Source organism: Alsobacter soli (genome assembly GCF_003004785.1).
Taxonomy (GTDB): Bacteria; Pseudomonadota; Alphaproteobacteria; order Rhizobiales; family Beijerinckiaceae; genus Alsobacter; species Alsobacter soli.
The window spans coordinates 120,274-137,624 of sequence record NZ_PVZS01000014.1 but is presented as its reverse complement, the minus strand read 5'-3'; the positions used below and the strand labels follow the sequence as shown (position 1 = coordinate 137,624).

The 17,351-nt window shown below is 67.6% G+C and carries 15 protein-coding genes and 3 tRNA genes; 8 read left to right on the top strand and 10 right to left on the bottom strand.

Translation table 11 applies throughout. The features are described from left to right. Positions 1-172 precede the first annotated feature (172 nt). The gene (locus SLNSH_RS14505; RefSeq protein ID WP_106337720.1) at positions 173-553 is read right to left on the bottom strand and encodes a hypothetical protein; all 381 of its coding nucleotides are present in this window, start codon (positions 551-553) and stop codon (positions 173-175) included. A 23-nt stretch (positions 554-576) separates the two neighbouring features. Further along, positions 577-650, bottom strand: a tRNA-Gly gene (locus tag SLNSH_RS14500). A gap of 209 nt (positions 651-859) precedes the next feature. Here SLNSH_RS14500 and SLNSH_RS14495 point away from each other — a divergent pair. Continuing rightward, positions 860-944 (top strand) — tRNA-Tyr (locus SLNSH_RS14495). A gap of 106 nt (positions 945-1,050) precedes the next feature. Beyond that, positions 1,051-1,977, top strand: coding sequence for a 23S rRNA (guanosine(2251)-2'-O)-methyltransferase RlmB (rlmB, locus tag SLNSH_RS14490; RefSeq protein ID WP_106337719.1), 927 nt, complete (start codon positions 1,051-1,053; stop codon positions 1,975-1,977). A 3-nt stretch (positions 1,978-1,980) separates the two neighbouring features. On the opposite strand, the gene SLNSH_RS24605 is transcribed toward rlmB, so the two are convergent. Further along, on the bottom strand, positions 1,981-2,502 hold the full coding sequence (locus tag SLNSH_RS24605) for a hypothetical protein (RefSeq protein ID WP_146140270.1): 522 nt from the start codon (positions 2,500-2,502) through the stop codon (positions 1,981-1,983). Positions 2,503-2,798: 296 nt separating this feature from the next. Here SLNSH_RS24605 and SLNSH_RS14480 point away from each other — a divergent pair, with 296 nt between their 5' ends. The 5 genes from SLNSH_RS14480 to SLNSH_RS14460 all read left to right on the top strand — a co-directional run bounded on the left by SLNSH_RS14480 (position 2,799) and on the right by SLNSH_RS14460 (position 9,363). After that, positions 2,799-3,104: a DUF485 domain-containing protein gene (locus SLNSH_RS14480; protein WP_106337731.1), complete on the top strand. Its 306-nt coding sequence runs from the start codon at positions 2,799-2,801 to the stop codon at positions 3,102-3,104. Further along, positions 3,104-4,789 (top strand): cation acetate symporter, encoded by a 1,686-nt coding sequence (locus tag SLNSH_RS14475; protein ID WP_106337717.1) that lies wholly within the window; start codon positions 3,104-3,106, stop codon positions 4,787-4,789. The genes SLNSH_RS14480 and SLNSH_RS14475 overlap by 1 nt, the downstream gene beginning before the upstream one ends. A 116-nt stretch (positions 4,790-4,905) precedes the next feature. Beyond that, a complete protein-coding gene (locus SLNSH_RS14470) occupies positions 4,906-6,708 on the top strand; it encodes a putative nucleotidyltransferase substrate binding domain-containing protein (RefSeq protein ID WP_106337716.1) in 1,803 nt (600 codons plus the stop codon). Further along, entirely contained in the window at positions 6,708-7,385 is a 678-nt protein-coding gene (locus SLNSH_RS14465; protein WP_106337715.1) for a 3'-5' exonuclease, read from the top strand. The genes SLNSH_RS14470 and SLNSH_RS14465 overlap by 1 nt, the downstream gene beginning before the upstream one ends. A 346-nt stretch (positions 7,386-7,731) precedes the next feature. Continuing rightward, positions 7,732-9,363: an MFS transporter gene (locus tag SLNSH_RS14460; protein WP_106337714.1), complete on the top strand. Its 1,632-nt coding sequence runs from the start codon at positions 7,732-7,734 to the stop codon at positions 9,361-9,363. A 102-nt stretch (positions 9,364-9,465) separates the two neighbouring features. Here SLNSH_RS14460 and SLNSH_RS14455 read toward each other — a convergent pair whose 3' ends face one another. The 6 genes from SLNSH_RS14455 to SLNSH_RS14430 form a co-directional block, all read right to left on the bottom strand. Continuing rightward, the gene (locus SLNSH_RS14455) at positions 9,466-9,792 is read right to left on the bottom strand and encodes a hypothetical protein (protein ID WP_342587861.1); all 327 of its coding nucleotides are present in this window, start codon (positions 9,790-9,792) and stop codon (positions 9,466-9,468) included. A gap of 209 nt (positions 9,793-10,001) precedes the next feature. Continuing rightward, a tRNA-Thr gene (locus SLNSH_RS14450) sits at positions 10,002-10,076 on the bottom strand. A 185-nt stretch (positions 10,077-10,261) separates the two neighbouring features. Further along, on the bottom strand, positions 10,262-12,424 hold the full coding sequence (locus SLNSH_RS14445) for a malate synthase G (RefSeq protein ID WP_106337713.1): 2,163 nt from the start codon (positions 12,422-12,424) through the stop codon (positions 10,262-10,264). Between the two features lie 139 nt (positions 12,425-12,563). Next, positions 12,564-13,772, bottom strand: a complete 1,209-nt coding sequence (locus SLNSH_RS14440; RefSeq protein WP_146140269.1) for a type 1 periplasmic-binding domain-containing protein — start codon at positions 13,770-13,772, stop codon at positions 12,564-12,566. Continuing rightward, positions 13,765-14,760, bottom strand: a complete 996-nt coding sequence (locus SLNSH_RS14435) for a PQQ-dependent catabolism-associated beta-propeller protein (protein WP_210202515.1) — start codon at positions 14,758-14,760, stop codon at positions 13,765-13,767. Before SLNSH_RS14435 ends, SLNSH_RS14440 begins: the two co-directional genes overlap by 8 nt. Positions 14,761-14,850: 90 nt before the next feature. Further along, a complete protein-coding gene (locus SLNSH_RS14430; protein ID WP_158266763.1) occupies positions 14,851-15,774 on the bottom strand; it encodes an alpha/beta fold hydrolase in 924 nt (307 codons plus the stop codon). A 63-nt stretch (positions 15,775-15,837) separates the two neighbouring features. Between SLNSH_RS14430 and SLNSH_RS14425 the strand changes: the two genes are divergently transcribed. Beyond that, on the top strand, positions 15,838-16,761 hold the full coding sequence (locus SLNSH_RS14425) for an ankyrin repeat domain-containing protein (RefSeq protein WP_106337711.1): 924 nt from the start codon (positions 15,838-15,840) through the stop codon (positions 16,759-16,761). On the opposite strand, the gene SLNSH_RS14420 is transcribed toward SLNSH_RS14425, so the two are convergent. Beyond that, positions 16,762-17,337 carry a c-type cytochrome gene (locus tag SLNSH_RS14420; protein WP_146140268.1) on the bottom strand — a complete coding sequence of 192 codons (576 nt, stop codon included), beginning with the start codon at positions 17,335-17,337 and terminating at the stop codon, positions 16,762-16,764. Positions 17,338-17,351: the final 14 nt, after the last annotated feature.

The window sequence follows — 17,351 nt, the reverse complement described above, 5'->3', positions numbered from 1 at the left end:
GCGAGAATTTTTCCTTGGCCATGGCCGTGTCTCAGTCCTCGACAGCCGGACGTCGCCGGCAAGGGGTGTATCAAACGGGCGCGAGATAGGCGGTTTTGCGCGCAAGCGCAAGAGTCGCCTCGCGATTCTCATCCGGCGCCGGGAGCCGCGAGGGCCAGCATCCCGCATTCGGTCAATCCGTGATGGACGTCGCCTGGGCTTGTTCGCCGGCTTCACGCGCGAGCGCGGGGTCCACGTAGAGCACGGTCCAATCCGGCAGGGCCTGCTTCAAGGCGCGCGCGAGCGCCAGGCCGTCTTCAGCCAATTTGCTCCAGGCGGCCCGCAGCGCCGCGCCGGCGCGGCCGTCGCTCTCGGCGGCCCTGTCCTCGAGCGCGTCGAAGGCCTCCTGCCACTCCTGGAGACGGCCAGCCAGTTCAGGATCGATCGGCAGGTCGTCGACGAGGGCTTCCTCCCCGTCCGCGTTCCAGACGCCCTCGGAGCCGTAGGCGGCCATCAGGCGCACGCAGAAAGCGCCGTCCACGGTCCGGAAATGCTCAGGCCCGACGTCGTTCATGACAGGTCACGCTGGAGGAAGAATGGAGCGGGTGAAGGGAATCGAACCCTCGTATTCAGCTTGGAAGGCTGCTGCTCTACCATTGAGCTACACCCGCCCGCGGCGGCAGATATGCCGCGACTCGACCCGGATGGCAAGCCGTCCCCCCGTGGCGCCCACCGGGACCACGTCATTCACAGGGATGTCGTTTTCCGAGTTGACAGGGCGCCGCCCGGTCACCATAAGACGCCCCGCGAACGTTGCCCCGGGCGGCGCGTTCGGACCGCGTCCCTGAGCAGCGTACCCCGCTTCCCAAGGATCGGACGTGGGGGAATGTCCCGAGCGGCAAAGGGGGCGGACTGTAAATCCGCTGGCTAAGCCTTCGTAGGTTCGAGTCCTACTTCCCCCACCATCCTTTTCCGCCGATTGGCGCAGAAAGGCCGGCTCTCATGAGCCGGCCTTTTTCGTTTGGCGCACCAGCCTCCTCCATGCCACACGGGGGCGACAGGAGCGAGAGCATGGCGAAGCAGGGACAAGGCGGACGTTCAGGACGCGGCGAAGCGCCCCGCAAGGGCGGGTGGGACCCGCGCCAGGCGGACCGCGAGCCTCGCCGCCGCGATGCTGAAGCCGAATCACGCGACGGCCGCCCTCCCCGCCCAGAAGCGCGCCGCGATGGCGGCCGCAAAACGGCCGAGCACGGCCGCAAGCCCGATCGCGAGCCTGCGCCGCACGGCCGCCTGCGCCTGTACGGCTTCCACAGCGTCGCCGAGGCCCTGGGCAATCCGAACCGCAAGGTGCACGCGCTTTACGCCACCGAGAACGCCGCCCAGCGCCTGGCCGCCATAGTCCCGAACCCGAAGGTGGCGCTAACTCTGGTCCGCCCCGAGCAGATCGACCGCATGGTCGGCGAGGATGCCGTCCACCAGGGGGTCGCGGCCGACGTGGAGCCCTTTCCCGCCCTGGACCTCCATGACCTGCCTGACGATGCGCTCGTCCTCGTGCTCGACCAGGTCACCGATCCGCACAATGTCGGCGCCATCCTGCGCAGCGCCGCCGCCTTCGGCGCGGCCGCGCTGGTCATGACGGAGCGCCACAGCCCGGATGCCGCCGGCGTGCTGGCCAAGACGGCCTCGGGCGGCCTGGAGCACGTCCCGATCATCACGGTGGGCAACCTCGCCCAGGCGCTCGCCGTCTTGGGAGACCGCGGGTTCTGGCGCATCGGCCTCGATTCGGAAGGCCCGGACATTCTGGAGAAGTCCGTGGCCAGCCGCCCGGTGGCGCTGGTGCTCGGGGCCGAAGGCAAGGGCCTGCGCCGCCTCACGCGCGAGCGTTGCGACGTGCTCGCGCGGCTCGACATGCCGGGCGCCATCAAGAGCCTGAACGTCTCAAACGCCGCCGCGGTGGCGCTTTACGCCCTGCGGCAGGCCCTGGACGCCAAGACATAGGCGTCAGCGCGCCTTCAGCTCGATGATCCGGGGGGCGCCGGGCCAGCTGGAGCCGAACCCCTCGCCTGCCTGGGCCACCCGCGAACGAAAAACGCGCGCCCCGCCGGGCTTGCCCGAGCGGCCGTGGGATTGGTCGTTGATCACGAAGATCTGGGGCGGCGCGACCTCCACAGGGTGATAGCCCGGAACCTGCGGCAGGTCGAATTTCGTCGGCAGCCGGTACGAGACATCCGGCTCCGGCACGGGAAAAACGGCCGCGGTTTGCGGGACCGAACTATCCGGTCCGACCCCATAGACCGGCCCCCAGGCGCCCCATCCGTAGCGTCCGCGCCAGAACCGGTCGTGCCTGCGCCAGGCGAAGCGATCCACGTGGTGATGATGAGCGCCGGACCACCGCGCCCAGTTGCCGCCATGGGCAGCATGGGCCATCCCATGCCCACCTGCCCCACGCGGCCCGGCTGCCGCGGCCGTGCCCGCAACGGCGAAGACGATCGCGGCCGCAGCCCCGATTGCAATCCAACGCATAGTACGCTCCCGACGCAACGCGCCGCATCTGCTTAACAAAGTATGACGGAGCGCTTCGCGTTCCCAGTCCCCTTTTGGGATGGGCGTCACGGCGGAAGCATTCAGGCAAGGGAGTCGATAGTCGCAAGACCAAAGACCGGCTCATCGTCACCCGTGGTCTGGGCTACAACTCGTTTCATTGGGGGAAGTGCAAGCGCCGGGAATGTTTCCTGCGCGAACAGTTGTTCGCGCAGCGGGCGCCCCTGCGCCTTCGCTCCCCCGGGCCAACGGCCCACGGAAACGTCAAGGGGGTGGACATGGCGACAGCCAGCTACGAAAAAATCGAAAAAAATCCAGCATATCAGGAGCTTGTCCGCAAGCGCTCATCTTTTGGATGGACGCTGTCGGCGACGATGCTGATCATCTACTTCGGCTTCATTCTGCTCGTCGGCTACGCGCCGAAGACGCTGGGCATCCCGCTCGGAACGGGTGTGATGACCGTCGGCATCCCGGTGGGGCTCGTCGTGATCATCTCCGCCTTCGTGCTGACGGGCATCTATGTCCTCCGCGCGAACTCCGAATACGACGCCCTGGTGCGCAAGATCGTCGAGGACGCCAAGTGATGAGCGCCAAGAAGTTTTTGACCGGCGCGACCGCCGGCGCCCTCGCCTTCCTGCCGACGCTCGCGCTCGCGGCGGGCGCGATCGAAGGCGGCTCGAAGCAGGAGATTAATGCCGCCGCGATCGGCATGTTCCTGGCCTTCGTCCTGCTCACTCTGGGCATCACCTACTGGGCCGCCAAGCAGACCCGCTCGGCCGCGCAGTTCTACACGGCTGGCGGCGGCATCACCGGCTTTCAGAACGGCCTCGCCATCGCGGGCGACTACATGTCCGCAGCGTCGTTCCTGGGCATTTCGGGCCTGGTCTATCTGTCCGGCTATGACGGCCTCATCTATTCGGTGGGCTGGCTCGTCGGCTGGCCGATCGTGACTTTCCTGATCGCAGAGCAGCTGCGCAACCTCGGCAAGTTCACCTTCGCCGACGTGGCCTCCTTCCGCTTCGCCCAGACGCCGATCCGCGTCCTGGCGGCCTGCGGCACGCTGGTGACCGTGGCGTTCTACCTGATCGCCCAGATGGTCGGCGCCGGTAAGCTGATCCAGCTCCTCTTCGGCCTCGACTACTGGATGGCCGTGGTGATCGTCGGCGCGCTGATGATCGTCTACGTGACCTTCGGCGGCATGGTGGCGACGACCTGGGTGCAGATCATCAAGGCCTGCCTGCTCCTCGCCGGCGCGTCCTTCATGGCCCTGATGGTGCTCTACACCTTCGGATTCAGCCCCGAGTCGCTGTTCGCCAAGGCCGTCGAGGTGCACCCGAAGAAGATCGCCATCATGGAGCCGGGCTCGCTGATCTCGAATCCGCTCTCGGCGGTTTCGCTCGGTCTGGCGCTGATGTTCGGCACGGCCGGCCTGCCCCACATCCTGATGCGCTTCTTCACCGTGTCTGACGCCAAGGCGGCCCGGAAGTCGGTGTTCTACGCCACGGGCTTCATCGGCTACTTCTACATCCTCACCTTCATCATCGGCTTCGGCGCGATCACGCTGGTTTCGACCAATCCCGAGTTCCTGGCGGCCGGCAAGACGGGCCTGGCGGCGATCAAGGGCGGGTCGAACATGGCGGCGATCCACCTGGCAAGCGCGGTCGGCGGCAACGTCTTCCTGGGCTTCATCTCGGCCGTGGCCTTCGCCACCATCCTGGCGGTGGTGTCGGGCCTGACCCTGGCGGGAGCCTCGGCGATCAGCCACGACCTCTACGCCACGGTGATCAAGAACGGGAAGGCGAACGAGCAGGACGAGATCCGCATCTCCAAGATCTCGACCATCTTCCTCGGCATCCTGGCCGTGATCCTGGGCATCGTGTTCGAGAACCAGAACGTCGCCTTCATGGTCGGCCTCGCCTTCGCGATCGCCGCCTCGTGCAACTTCCCGGTCCTCGTGATGTCGATCTTCTGGAAGGGCATGACCACCCGCGGCGCCGTAATCGGCGGCTTCCTCGGCCTCGCGGCTGCGCTGGTCGGCGTGGTCCTGTCGCCCGGCGTGTGGGAAGCCGTTTTCGGCAACCCGAAGGGGTCGGCCCCCTTCCCGTACGACAACCCGGCCCTGTTCTCGATGACGATCGCCTTCGCGGGCATCTGGATCGGCTCGCTGCTCGACTCGAGCAAGCGCGCCGCCGAAGATCGCGCGGGCTTCCCGGCCCAGTATGTCCGCTCCCAGACGGGGATCGGCGCCGCCGGGGCCGCCTCGCACTGACGTAAAAGCCCGGGCGGGCGCCAGCTCCTCCGCCCGGGCCTCCTACGGCCGGCCCCGCGCACCGCGGGCCGGCCGTTCCCGTTCCGGGCAGGCGGATAGCGCCCGACGAGGAAACCATGACCCAGGCCTTCGACGCCTCGACACCGCCATTCGACAGGCTGGACGCGCGCCAGGTCGAGACCCTCCGCGCGGCTCTCGACATCGGCTACTACCGGCCGGGCGAAACGCTCATCGCCCAGAACGCGCAGTCGGAGTCCCTTTTCATCGTCCTCAAGGGCACGGTGGAGGAGCGGGATCGCGATGAACTGATCGCCCTTCTCGGCCCTGGGGACGCTTTCGACAGCCGCGCCATCGTCCAGGGAGAGAGCGGCCACGCCTTCGTGGCGCGCGACGAGTGCCTGTGCTGGCTGGCCCCCAAGGTCGTCATCCTCGACCTGATCAAGAGAAGCCCCCGCTTCGCCTCGTTCTTCTACCTTGATATCTCACGCAAGCTCGACGCTCTCGAGCGGGAGGCCGAGGATCAGCGGGTCGGCAGCCTGATGCGGGCCCGTTTGGCCGAGGTGTTCACCCATCCGGCCCAGTTCATCGACGCCGGGGAAAGCATCGAGGCCGCCGGGCGGCAGATGCAAGACTGCAACTCCAATACGCTGTTCGTGCGGGACACGGGGCGGGTCGGCGTGATCACCGGCATGAATCTCGCCAAGGGCGTCATCCTGAGACGCCTGCCCTTGGAGACGCCCGTGCGCGAGCTGGCGCATTTCGACGTGGTCCGCTTGCGGCCGGACGACTTCGTCTTCGAGGCGCTGCTTCTGATGACGAAGCACAACAAGCGCCGCGTCGCCCTTCACGACGGTGAGCGTTATGTCGGGATCGTCGAGGACATCGACCTTCTGAGCTTTATCGCCGGGGCGACCCAGATCGTGGCCGGGCGCATCGACCGGGCCACCAGCCTGGATGAGCTCGGCGCAGCCGCGGCCGAGATCAACGCCCAGGTCCGGGTGTTGCGCCGCCAGGGCCTCAAGGTCCAGGTGATCGCCGAGATCGTCTCGGACCTGAACCGGCGGCTGCTGGCCAGGCTGTTCGAACTCGTCGCGCCCGCCTCCATCCGCGAGGCGGGCTGCCTCATCGTCATGGGCAGCGAGGGCCGCGGCGAACAGACGATTCGCACCGACCAGGACAACGGCCTCATCCTCTCGCGGCCCGTCGACGAGGCGGATCTCACCCAGTTCCGGGCTGCGTTCTCCGGCGCTCTCGAACAGTTCGGGTTTCCGCCCTGCCCCGGACGCGTCATGGTCTCCAACCCGTTCTGGTCGCGCCCGCTGGCCGACTTCGTGGAGGATTTCCGTCGCTGGCTGACGCTGCCTGACGAGGACACGCAGCTCAACATCGCCATTTTCATTGACGCCGAAGCCGTCGCGGGCGACGCCGCGTTGCTGGAACAGGCCAAGAAGGCCCTGATCGGCGGCATGCGGGGGGAGCAGGCTACGCTGGCCCGCTTCGCCAAGGCGGTGGACGCCTTCGAGACGCCGATCGGACTTTTCAACCAGCTGATCACCGCGGAAGGCAAGGGCGACGCCCTCGACCTCAAGCGCGGGGGCATTTTTCCCATTGTTCACGGCGCACGGGCGCTCGCCCTGGAGAAGGGGGTCACCGAGACCGGGACCACCGCGCGGCTGGCGAAACTGGGCCGGCTCGGCATGCTGCGGCCCGAATTCGTCAGCGAACTGGTCGACGCGTTCCAGTTCCTGATGACGCTGCGTCTCGACTCGCAACTGGCGCAGGCTGCCGGCGGCTCCGGCGCATTGGTGCGGCCTGCCGAACTCTCAACCATGGAGCGCGACCTGCTTCGTGACGCGTTCCGGGTTGTGAAGCAATTCCGGGAGATCGTTCGCCGGCATTTTAATCTGGGGATGTTCTGATGGGGCTGTGGCGGGCGGCCAAGCGCCTGTTCCACCAGGCCACCATTGGCGACCAGCGCTATCGCTTCCTGTTCCAGCCCGGGCCAGCCGACGAGGTGGTGGCGATCGACTGCGAAACGACAGGGCTCGACGTGGCCAGGGATGACATTATCACCATCGCGGCCGTGAAGATCAGGGGCGACCGGATCCTGGCCAGCGAACGCTTCCAGGCGATCCTGCGGCCTGACGCCAGGATGGAGGCGGAGGCCATCAAGGTGCACCACGTCTTCGAGCGTGAAGTGGAGGAGAAGGGCCGGCTTATCTACAAGGTGCTCCCGGAGCTCCTGCACTTCATCGGGGCGAGGCCGCTTGTCGGCTATTACCTCGACTTCGATATCGCCATGCTGGACAAATACGTCCTGCCCTTCATCGGGATCGAGTTGCCCAACCGCCGCATCGAGGTCTCGAGCCTCTATGACGAACGCAAATACGGTGACGCTCCGCCCGGCACGACCGTGGACCTGTCCTTCAACGCCATCCTGAAGGACCTCGGCATTCCACGCCTGGCGCAGCACGATGCTCTCAACGACGCGCTCATGACGGCGATGATGTATGTCGCCCTTCGCGACCTGAAGGCGCGCGGCGTGCGTATCCCGCGCCCCCGTTCGCGGCCTTCCGTGCAGCCCGGAGGCGCCTGAGGCGCAGCCAATTGCGGCTAGACTAAGGTTGAATCCCGACTCGCCCTGACGTCCTGTAACGTTTCAATTGGCGGGCTCTCAGGTGGATCCGCCCAAGTTGCATGGCGAAGACGGTTCAACGTCACGGCCGATTCAGCATTGGGGGACAAAGGGAGAGCGATGCGGACAGCTTCAAAGAACAAGCGTCCGTTTGAGCAACTGAACAGCTTCAGCACGTTCGCGACGGCGACGCCCTAGTCCGCCGGCGGCTCTTTGCGCCCGATGAAGGCTGAAGCTCAGGGGAAACGACAAGGAGTTGGGCATGACGATGGCAGCCGCCCCCGCTGGGGCTGAACGCGTAAGGCCGATGACCTCCGACGAGAAGCGCGTGATCTTCGCGTCCTCGCTCGGCACGGTCTTCGAATGGTATGACTTCTATTTGTACGGCTCGCTGGCGACCGTGATCGGCGCCCAGTTCTTCTCGAGCGAGTTCTCGCAGAACACGCGGAACATTTTCGCGTTGCTGGCCTTCGCCGCGGGCTTCCTGGTCCGCCCCTTCGGCGCGCTGGTGTTCGGCCGCCTGGGCGACCTCGTCGGCCGGAAGTACACCTTCCTGGTCACCATCATGATCATGGGCCTGTCGACATTCATCGTCGGCTTGCTGCCCTCCTACGCCAGCATCGGCGTCCTCGCCCCGATCATCCTGATCTCGCTGCGCCTGCTGCAGGGCCTGGCGCTCGGCGGCGAATACGGCGGCGCGGCGACCTACGTGGCCGAGCACGCTCCCCAGGGCCGGCGCGGGTTCTACACCTCGTGGATCCAGACCACGGCGACGCTGGGCCTGTTCCTGTCTCTGCTGGTGATCCTGTTCACCCGCACGGCCACGGGCGAGGAGGAGTTCGCCAAGTGGGCCTGGCGCATCCCGTTCCTGGTCTCCATCGTGCTGCTCGGCATCTCGATCTGGATCCGTCTGCAGCTCAATGAATCGCCCGCCTTCCAGAAGATGAAGGCTGAGGGCACCGGCTCCAAGGCGCCGATCACCGAGGCCTTCGGCCAGTGGCGCAACGCCAAGATCGCGCTGCTCGCGCTGCTCGGCCTCACGGCCGGCCAGGCGGTCGTGTGGTACACGGGCCAGTTCTACGCCCTGTTCTTCCTCACCGGCATCCTGAAGGTCGGCGGCTATACGGCCAACCTGCTGATCGCCTGGTCGCTGCTCATCGGCACCATCTTCTTTGTGGTGTTCGGCTGGCTTTCGGACAAGATCGGCCGCAAGCCGATCATCCTGGCCGGCTGCCTCATCGCGGCGCTGACCTTCTTCCCGATCTTCAAGCAGATCACGAGCCTGGCGAACCCGCAGCTCGAGAAGGCCATCGAGACGGTCAAGGTGAGCGTGGTGGCCGATCCGGCCTCCTGCGGCAGCCTGTTCGATCCGGTCGGCATCCGAACCTTCACCGAGCCCTGCGACGTCGCCCGCCGGGCGCTCGCCGGCCAGTCGGTGAAGTACGCCACCGAGGCCGCTCCGGCCGGCTCCCCCGTGGTCGTCAAGGTGAACGACGCCTCCGTGCCCTTCGTGGCCGGGCCCGACTTCGCCAAGAACCTCACGGCGGCTCTCCAGACCGCCGGTTATCCGAAGGCGACCGACGCCGGCATTGTGAAGATGGCGCATCCCTTCGACATCTTCCGTCCGCAGGTGGCCGGCATCATCGGCCTGCTGTTCATCCTCGTCATCTACGTGACCATGGTGTACGGCCCGATCGCCGCCGCGCTGGTCGAGCTCTTCCCGACCCGCATCCGCTACACCGCCATGTCGCTGCCCTATCACATCGGCAACGGCTGGTTCGGCGGACTGCTGCCCGCGACGGCGCTCGCCATGGTGGCCCAGACCGGCGACATCTACTACGGCCTCTGGTACCCCATCGGCTTCGCGCTGATGACCTTCATCATCGGGCTGATCTTCATCCCGGAGACGAAGGATCGCGACATCTACGCCGGCGATTGATCCGGCCAGGCGGGCGGCTCACGCCGCCTGCCCCTCCGCGTTCCGCGCAACAAAAAGGCCCCGTCTCGCGACGGGGCCTTTCTCGTTCCGATGGAGATCGGATCAGTAGTCGCAGACCGTCTCGCGGCGGATTTCCCAGCCCCAGCCGGGCACCCACACGCGGCGGCGCTGGACGTAGCACTCGTTCACCGGGCCGCCGTAGACGGGAGCGGCGTAGACGGGCGCGGGAGCCGCATAGGCCGGACGCGAGCCCGCGATGGCCGCGCCGAGCGCCAGGCCGCCCACGGCCCCGATGGCTGCCGCAGCGCCGGGATTCATGCCGCCGCGGCGATAGTAGTACTGGGCCTCAGCCGGAGCGGCGCTCGCCGCAATGCCGGCGCCCATGGTCAGCGCAGCGACAGCGCCGAGCATCACGCGATTCATCTTCATGGGTCTTCTCCCTTTTGGCGCCGCCCCGGGCCGATCTGCCGACCAGCCCCGACGCGATCCCCGTAAACCGAGAGCTGCAACCTAAAGCTCTACGCCTGAATGCTGAATGAATGGTCTGGGGCCGGATTGTGGCGCAACCGCGGCTGTTGGCCCGCTGCTAGAGCACAGCTGTGGAACAGCGGCGGATGCTGAAGGGATACTTGGAAAGATGGTGCCGGCGGAGGGGATCGAACCCCCGACCTTCGGTTTACAAAACCGCTGCACTACCGCTGTGCTACGCCGGCGAACCGGCGAAATCCCTAGCGAGAGGCCCGGCGCGGGTCAAGCAACGTGTCCTTGCAAGTCACGGGCAGGCGGCGCGCTCGCGCGAAGCCGGAGGAATGATCCAGCGGGAGCGGCGATGGGCGGAGGAAAAAGAAAGCCCCGGCCGATCGACCGGGGCTCCCTGGGATGAACGCAGTTCGGTGCGTCAGCCGCGCGCCAGCGCCTTCGCCTCGCGGCGGCGGGCGTGCAGCACCCACTCGGTGTATCCGTTCGGCTGCTCCCGGCCCTTGAACACCAGGTCACAGGCGGCATGGAACGCCGGGCCGTCGAAGGCCGGGGCCATTGGGCGGTACAACGGGTCGGCGGCGTTCTGACGATCGACCACCTCGGCCATGCGCTTCAGCGTGGCCATCACCTGCTCTTCGTTCACGACGCCATGAAGCAGCCAGTTCGCGATGTGCTGGCAGGAGATGCGCAGCGTCGCGCGGTCCTCCATGAGGCCGACGTCGTGGATGTCCGGCACCTTGGAGCACCCGACCCCCTGGTCGATCCAGCGCACCACGTAGCCCAGGATGCCCTGGCAGTTGTTGTCCAGTTCCTCCTGGATCGCGGCGGCGTCGAAGGAGCCGGTCGCGAGCGGGATCGTCAGCACGTCCGACAGGGGCGCGCGGTTGCGCCCCGCGAGCTCCGCCTGGCGTTGCGCGACGTCCACCTGGTGATAGTGCAGCGCGTGCAGCGTGGCCGCCGTGGGGGACGGCACCCAGGCCGTGTTGGCTCCGGCCGTGGGGTGGCCGATCTTCTGCGCCAGCATGTCGGCCATCTTGTCCGGGATGGCCCACATGCCCTTGCCGATCTGCGCGCGACCCGGCAGCCCGCACGCGATGCCGGCATCGACGTTGGCGTCCTCATAGGCCTGGAGCCACGCGGTCTTCCGCATGTCGTTCTTGCGCACCATCGGGCCGGCTTCGATGGAGGTGTGGATCTCGTCGCCGGTGCGGTCGAGGAAACCGGTGTTGATGAAGCACACGCGATTCGCCGCCGCCTGGATGCAGGCGCGCAGGTTCACGGTCGTCCGGCGCTCCTCGTCCATGATGCCCATCTTCAGGGTATGCCGCGGCAGGCCGTAGAGGTCCTCCACCGCGCCGAACAGGGCGTCCGCGAAGGCCACCTCATCGGGGCCATGCATCTTGGGCTTGACGATATAGACCGAGCCACGGCGGCTGTTATGCACGCCGTGCTTTCCACGCAGGTCGTGGAGCGCAATGAGCACGCTCACGGCGGCGTCCAGGATCGTCTCCGGGATCTCCGCGCCCGTCTCGTCCAGCACCGCGTCGGTGTACATGTGATGGCCGACGTTGCGCACCAGCATCAGGCTGCGGCCATGCAGCGTCACCGTTCCGCCCTTCGGCCCCGTGTAGACGCGGTCGGGGTTGAGCCGGCGCTCGACCGTCCCCGAGCCCTTGGCGAAGGTGGCCGAGAGGTCGCCCTTCATGAGGCCGAGCCAGTTGCGGTAGACCTCGACCTTGTCGTCGGCGTCGACGGCCGCGACGCTGTCCTCGAGGTCCACGATGGTGGTGACCGCGGCCTCGACGATCACGTCTGCGACGCCGGCCGGATCGGTTTTCCCGATCGGATGGTCGTGGTTGATGTCGATCTCGAGATGCAGGCCGTTGTGGCGCAGCAGCACGGCCTCCGGGACCTCAGGCTTTCCGCGGTAGCCCACGAACTGGTCGGGCCGCTGCAGTCCGACGCTACGGCCATCCTTCAGGTGCACCGAGAGCGCGCCGTCCTTCACGGCGTACCCCGTCGCGTCCGCGTGACTGGCGCCCGCGAGCGGGACCGCCCCGTCAAGGATCTCGCGCGCCTTGGCGACGACCTTGGCGCCGCGCTTGGGGTTGAACGCCTTGCCGCGTTCCGCGCCGTCGTCCTCCGGAAGCGCGTCCGTGCCGTAGAGCGCGTCGTAGAGGCTGCCCCACCGGGCGTTGGCCGCGTTCAGGGCGTAGCGGGCGTTGGAGGCAGGGACCACGAGCTGCGGCCCGGCGATGTGGCCGATCTCCTCGTCCACGTTGCTCGTGCCGATCTTGAACGCCGAAGGCTCCTCGACCAGGTAGCCGATGTCGCGCAGAAAGGCTTGGTAGCCGTCCTGGTCCAGCTTCTGACCCTTGCGAGCGCGATGGTAGTCATCGATCTGCGCCTGCAGCCGGTCGCGCTTCTCGAGCAGGGCCTTGTTGCGCGGCGCGAACTCGCGCACCAGCGCCTCGAGCCCGCTCCAGAAGGTCTCGGCGGTCACGTTCGACCCCGGCAAGGCTTCCCGGGTGATGAAATCATGCAGGACGGGCGCAACCTGGAGGCTGCCGACGCGGATCATGTGAAATCTCCCTGCCCGGGCGCTGCGGCGCCCTCTTGGCCACAAATTCGCGGCCCTTAGACCATGGGTCCGAGGCACAAAAAAGCAAGCGGCCGCCAACACACTTTCGCCGCCAGGGCAATGATCCGATGCCTTCGACCTAACGTCCGCACGGCGACTGGGGCGGCGCCATCCCCAGGGTGTCCAGCGTGTTCGTCTCGTGCAGGAAGCCCTCGACGGGCGCGAGATCGATGACCGCGTTGTGGGTGGAGAGGAAGATGCCCTGCCGCAGCTGATGATCCCAGCTTCGGAAGGAGCCGGGCAGCGCCTTGTAGAGCTCGAGCGTCGTGTCCTGGCGCAGGAGGCGCTTGGGAAGGGGCGCGGGCGTGGCGTCGCGGGCCCCGCGCATGTCCGCGTCGATCACGACCCGCACGGCCGCCCAGGCCGCCCAGTCCTCCTGCGTCATGGGGCGCCCGGCTTCGCGTTCGAAGCGCCGGTTGAGCTGCGGCGCGCCGTTGCGCTCCGCGGCGGCGTGCCACGCCAGGGGCCTCAGCCCCTCCGTGCCCACCACTGGCCGGGGCAGGATCGTGCGGTAGGGCGTCATGCGCCCGAACTCGCCGACCATGTCGGACACGAAGACCACGTCGTAGTCGCCCGACCCGGTGAGCAGACCCAGGTTGGTCTCCTCCCGCTTGCGGGGGTCGTTGGTCATGGCGAACGGCCGGGTGTCGACGATCCGCGCCCCAAACTTTCTGGCGGAGGCGGCCATGGACTGGCTGAACGCCTTGTCGTCTGGCTCGGGTCCCTCCAGCACCAGGATCTTCTTCCAGTTTCGCCGCACGAGGAATTGCGCCAGCCCGTCGGTGAGCATCGAGCGGGAGGGGATCACGTGGAACAGCGTACCGCGGCAGGTGTCCTTGCGGAGCTGCTCATCCTGATCACGGATGTTGAACAAGGCCATGGATGGCGGCGCCGAGGCCGAGGCGGTGAGCAGGTCTGCGGCTGGCACGTCCAGGATGGCGGCCTCGACGCCCTGGTCGGCTGCGGCGCGCAGCGCCTGCTCGACGGGCTCGTCCGCTTTCAGCGTGCGGCGCACGACCTTGAACGTCGCGCCCAGCGCGCGCCCGGCGGCGCGGCCATCCTTGGCGGCGAGCTCCGCGCCGGGAAGAGACGTCAAATGGCTGATGCGCATCACGCCGTCATGCGCGTTGAGCCGCTGGTACCAGGGGTCGCCCTCGCGGTCCACGAACAGGATCACGCGGTCTTGCGCGGCGGCCGTCTGCGCGAAAGCCGGTCCGGGACGTCCGAAGCTGGCCAGCAAAGCCGCCATAACCAGCAGGGCCAGCCGGCGCGATGGACGCTCAGTCATCGACGATGATCCCGTAGGGCACCATGCCGACCGGAACGGTCTTCCGCACCTTGCCGCTCGCCAGGTCGACGATGGACAGGTCGTCCGACAGGCCGTTCGCCACGTAGAGCGTCTTCTCGTCGGTCGAGAAGCGCATGCCCCAAGGCCTTCGGCCGACGAGGATGTAGTCCTTCACGGCGCGCGAGGCGACGTCCACCACGGCGACATGGTTGGCCCGTCCCAGCGCCACATAGGCGGTCTTGCCGTCGCGCGTCATGACGAGGTCGACGGGGGTCACCTGTTCGCGCCGCATGCCCTTGGGCAGGAACGAGATCTGGCCTTTGGACTGGAGCGTGGCGGTGTCGATCACGTCGACGATGCCGGCGATCTCGCAGGAGACCCACAGTTCCTTGCCGTCGGGCGACAACGCGAACCGGCGCGGCCGCGTGCCGACCACGATGTCCTTCACCACCTTCCCGCTGGGCACGTCGATCACGTGCACCAGGTTCCCGGCTTCGGAGGCGACGAACACGCGCTTGCCGTCGGGCGTCGCGAGAACCCCTTCGGGCTCTGGTCCTGTCGCGTAATGGGCCGTGATCTCGCCGGTCTCGAGGTTGAGCACCGAGCACTCGGAATCGTCCTCGTTCGAGATGTAGAGGTCGCGCCCGTTGGGATGCAGGTCGAACGTCTCGGGGTCCGGGACGTCGCGGAAACGCTTGATCAGCGTGCGCGAGGCGAGGTCGTAGACGGCGATGGTGTCATCGTTGCCGCAGGCCACGATGAGGCTTTTCTTGTCGGGCGTGCGCGTCATGCCGCGCGGCCGGGCGCAGGTCTTGATCTGCCCGACGACCTCGTCCTCCTTGTTCAACATGACGATGTTGTCGGACCGCTCGTGCGAGACATAGACGAGCCCTGTCGCGGCTGAGACCGCCGAGGGGCATGCGGCCACTCCGAGAAGCACGAGCCAGAGCGCGCGCAGGCCCCCGCCCCTCTGCAGCATCGCCCCCATGCGCATCCTCCACCGGCCTGTTCACGGCTCTCGGAACGCATGGTGATCCCGCTCGATCCGGGGATCAAGGCGGCGCCGGACCTTTGACGGTCAGCGGCGCGTATCCTGCAGCACCTCGTTCACGGCCTTCACGACCGCGCCCGGCGCATCAAGCGGTATCTGGTGGCCCGCATGCGGCACGATCTCCGGAGCCGGCGCCCCAAGCCGGCGAGCGAGGTCGGCCTGCAGCCCGCGCCACACGCGCTCCATTCGGCCGTCCGGATAGAGCTCGTTCCACTCGTCGTCACCGTGCACCAGGACCCGGGCCGGAATGCGCACGTAACCGCTCCGATCCGCCTCGGTGAGGCTCGCCCCGATGCCGCGCATCTCGCGGATCACGGAGAGGCGGGCCTTGTCGGCGCTCGCCAGCTCGATCGCGAGCCTCTGCATCCCGTCGGGCAGGCCGTAGGCCGCCGCCGCCGCCGGGGTCCGGTTCAGAACCTGGTACGGGTTGCTGGGAAGGGGGGCCCCGGCCGCCGCGAAGCTCTCGAACTCTCGTGGGTGCATGCTGTCGACCAGCACGAGGCCGACAACCCGGTCGCGATGCCGCGCCGCGAACGTCGCCGCCAGAACGCCGCCGAAGGAGTGGCCGACGAGCACCAGGGGCCCGTCCACGCCTGCGCTCGCCAGGAGGCTTTCGAGGTCCTTGTCCAGGTTCTCGAGCGTGCGCGGCCGGCTCGCCTTGTCGCTGAACCCAGCGCCTGCGCGATCGTAGGAGCAGACGCGGTTGTGTTCCGCCAGCCGCGGCTGGACGAAAGTCCAGTCCATGTGGTTGCCGCCAAGCCCAGCCTCCAGCACGATCGTCGGAGAGCCCTGTCCAAGGCAATACAGGTGAAGCCGCGCGTCGGCCGTGTCGTAGAGCTTGCCGGGAGGCTGGTGGACGTCAGGCGAAGGCGCCGCGGCGCCGAGAGAGACACCCAGCAGGGCGAGCCCGATCTTGGTCCGCCATTCGCGGCCGAGCGGCGCCGCCCCCATGGACGCCGCGACCGGAACGCGGCACCATGCCGTCAACCAAGAAGAAACGCGGGGGGAGAAGAGATGCGCCATCGCCGTTCGCCGGCTCCCATCATGTGCGTTCTGGCCCTCGGCCTTGCCGCTGCCACGCCCTGCAAGGCCGATGCCATTCCCTGCCCAGACCTGGAGCGACGCTACGAACTTGTCGCCAGGACGGCCCTGCCCATCGAGATCGTGTCCCAAAGCTTCACAGCGGCTGCAAATGGTTGCGACACCCTGCTGGAGCGGCTGATGGACGCCGGCGCCTCGCCCCTCGCCCGCAACCGCGACGGCGACACGACCCTCGCCATCGCGGCCCGCAACGGGCACGTCTCCACCGTGCAGCTCTTGCTGAAACGGGGCGGCGACCCCGAGCAGCGCAACATCCAGGGCGCCACCGCCTTGTTCGTCGCCGCCCAGGCCAACCGGGCCCGGATCGTGCAGATCCTCGCCTCCGCCGGCGCCAACATGCAGGCGCCTGGCCGCTCCGGCGTCTCGCCCCTGAGCGCCGCCGCTTTCAACGGGAACGAACGATTGGTGGAAATGTTCCTGGCGCGCGGCGCCGACCCAAACGACCGTGACGGCACCGGCAAATCCGCTATCGTCTACGCCGCCGCGCGCGGATTCACCGCCATCGTCAAGCGGCTCCTGGACGCGGGGGTCGACCCGCGCCAACGTTACGCCAACGACCTCACGCTGCTGATGTGGGCCGCCGGCCACGCCAACGACGCCCCCGAGGCCGACGGCGTGCAGACGGTGCAGTTGATCCTGTCCAAGGGCGTCCCGCTCGACGAAGCCGACGATCGTGGCCGCACCGCGCTCATGAGCGCCGCCGAGCTCGGCCACGCCGAGATTGTCCGCGTGCTGCTCAAGGCGGGCGCAAACCCCGCCCTGCGCGACAAGGAAGGCAAGACCGCCGCCGACCTCGCGGACGGCGAGGCGGTGCGCGCCGTGCTCAATGGCGGGTGATCACCGCCCCGCGTAGAAATTCGCCAGCGCCTGCAGGTCCTCAGGCTGAAGGGTGCCCAGGATGTCGCTCATCCAGGGATTGTTGGCCCGCGCCTTGGAGCGGAAGTCCTCCATGGTCTTCAGCAGGTAGTCGTGCGACTGCCCGGTGATGCGCGGCGTGGTGCCGGCGCCGATGCCGTCGGCGCCGTGGCAGGCGCCGCACTGGCCCGACGTGATGGCGGTCTCGGAGCGTTTCACATCCGCCTCGGAGGCCCGCGGCTGGTCCAGGTTCACCCATTTCTTTTGAGAGAAGTACTCGGCCAGGGCCATCATGTCCTCGCGCGGCAAGTCCTTGGCGATGCCGTTCATGATCTCGTTCTTCCGGTTGCCGAGCTTGAAATCTCGCAGCTGGAGATAGAGGTAGCCCTGGTTCTGGCCCCAGATGGTCGGATAGGCCTTGTCGGTGGGCTTCCCGGCCTCGCCGTGGCACCCGGCGCAGACCTGCGCCTTCTCCTCGATGCTCTGCGCCAGGGCCGCCTGGCCCAGGCAGGCGACGGCCAGGGCGGCGGCCGCCGCGCGAAACACGCCAAACGTCATGCTGATCTCTCGGG